The sequence below is a fragment of the Holdemania filiformis DSM 12042 genome, assembly GCF_000157995.1.
Lineage (GTDB): Bacteria > Bacillota_I > Bacilli_A > Erysipelotrichales > Erysipelotrichaceae > Holdemania > Holdemania filiformis.
On the sequence record NZ_GG657562.1, the window covers coordinates 27,437 to 29,439 of the forward strand.

The window sequence follows — 2,003 nt, forward strand, 5'->3', positions numbered from 1 at the left end:
TGGAGCCGAGAGGGTTTGAATTCAAGGAGGAAACGACATGACCATCCAAACCACTCTGCCCCGGGTCAACGAGCTGGGGTACTATGAAATGCGGCTGGAAAGCATCGGCGGCCTGGGCGCAAATCTGTGCGGCAAGCTGCTGGGCGAGCTGGGCGCGGTGCAGCTGGGCTTAAATGCCGCCAGCTTTTCCAGCTACGGCTCAGAAAAGCGCGGCTCGCCTGTCAAGGCCTTTATCCGCTACAGCGCCCCGACACAGGAGATCCGCATCAATTCACCGGTCCGCTATCCCGACTGTCTAGCGTTGTTCCACGAAGCGATGGCCGGCAAGCTGCCGGTAAACGCCGGCGTGCAGCGGCATTGTCAGGTTGTCGTCAACACCGCGCTCGAAGGCGCGGCCATCCGCGAGCGGATGCAGCTGGCCGCCCGGGATATCTACTGCGTCGACGCCCTTGCGGTGGCCTTGCAGTCCAAATCCCGCGTGAACATGGTCATGCTCGGCGCGATTGCGAAGGTCAGCGGCTTTATCCCGTTAGACGCTGTAAAGCAGGCCGTGATCGCCACGCTGGGGACAAAAGCGCCGGATCTTTTAGGCGCCAACTTGGAAGGCGTGCAGCGCGGCTACGATGAAGTCCGGGCCTATCATTTCGACGACGACCGTTATCCTGAGATTCCCTTTGACAGCGAAAGCGGGGGCTGGGGCTGGAAAACCGCGCCGATCGGCGGCGTTAACCCGATTCCCGGCAGTTCCGTACGCAACGACCTGTCTGCCAGCCGCGAAGGCTATCTGCCTCTGTTTGAGCCGGAAAAATGCATTCACTGCGGTCTGTGCGATTCTACCTGTCCGGATATGGTGTTTCAGTTCTTCCCCGGTGAGCTGAAAGGCCGGAAAACGATGCTTAACCGCGGTCTGGACTATCGGTTCTGCAAAGGCTGCCTGCGCTGCGTCGACATCTGCCCGACCCACGCGCTGACCCGCGGTGAGGAAAAAGAACATCCGCAGCCGGATTACTTTACGCCGGTGCGCGATCTGTTAACGCCAGACCTGCGGCAGACGCAGACCGGCGCCAACAGCTGGGTCACCAGTGAATCGCCGAATGAAGAAATACTGGAAAAAGGAGGAACCGCGCGATGAAAAAACAGATCAGTCTGTATGAAAGCGGCAACGAGCTGGCCGCGATGGCCGCCAAGCAGATCAACTATCATGTGATGGGCTATTATCCGATCACCCCGTCCACGCAGATCGCCGAAAACCTCGATCTCATGAAAGCGCAGGGACTGCATGATATTTCCCTGATCGCGGCTGAAGGCGAGCACAGCGCCGCCGGCATTTGTTACGGCGCCAGCACCGGCGGCGGGCGTGTGTTCAACGCCACCAGCGCCAACGGTCTGCTTTATGCGCTGGAGCAGCTGCCGGTTCAGTCAGGCACCCGGTTTCCGATGGTCATGAATGTCGCCTGCCGCACAGTGTCCGGACCGCTGTCGATCAAGGGCGACCACAGCGATATCATGATGATGCTGAACTGCGGCTGGATTATTCTGTTCGCCAACAGCGTGCAAATGGTCTACGATTACAACCTGATCGGACTGAAGCTGGCTGAAGCCGTCAACCTGCCAGTCGCAGTCGCTTTCGATGGTTTCTTCACCAGTCATCAGAAACGCCGCTGCATGATTTTCGCAGACGATCAGGATGTTCAGGATTACGTCGGGCCGGTCAGAAAACGCACTGACATCTTAGACACAGAACATCCGGTGACAATCGGATCCTATATGAACGAGCCGGATTTGATCAACAACAAATATCAGCTGCACGAAGCGATGGAACAAGCGCTGAATGAAATCGAACCGTTGTTTGAGGAATTTGAGGAACTGAGCGGACGGCCGCAGCACCGGGTCGAAACCTACCGGGCCGAGGACGCCGCCGTCGTGATTTTCGCACTCGGCTCGACGTTTCACACCTTAAAAGAAGCCGTCGATCAGCTGCGCAAAGAGGGCATCGAAGCGGG

1 protein-coding gene and 1 pseudogene are annotated in these 2,003 nt (G+C 58.2%); both read left to right on the plus strand.

Annotated elements, in window-relative coordinates; all coding sequences use genetic code 11:
• Nucleotides 1-37: 37 nt before the first annotated feature.
• Nucleotides 38-1,132, plus strand: coding sequence for a 2-oxoacid:acceptor oxidoreductase family protein (locus tag HOLDEFILI_RS16030; protein WP_006060916.1), 1,095 nt, complete (start codon nt 38-40; stop codon nt 1,130-1,132).
• Nucleotides 1,129-2,003, plus strand: a pseudogene (locus HOLDEFILI_RS16035) (pyruvate synthase); the annotation flags it as partial. The gene HOLDEFILI_RS16030 and the pseudogene HOLDEFILI_RS16035, both read left to right, overlap by 4 nt.

Excerpts from the sequence above, each read along its gene's own strand:
- HOLDEFILI_RS16030 (WP_006060916.1), top strand. The coding sequence starts at position 38 with ATGACCATCCAAACCACTCTGCCCCGGGTCAACGAGCTGGGGTACTAT.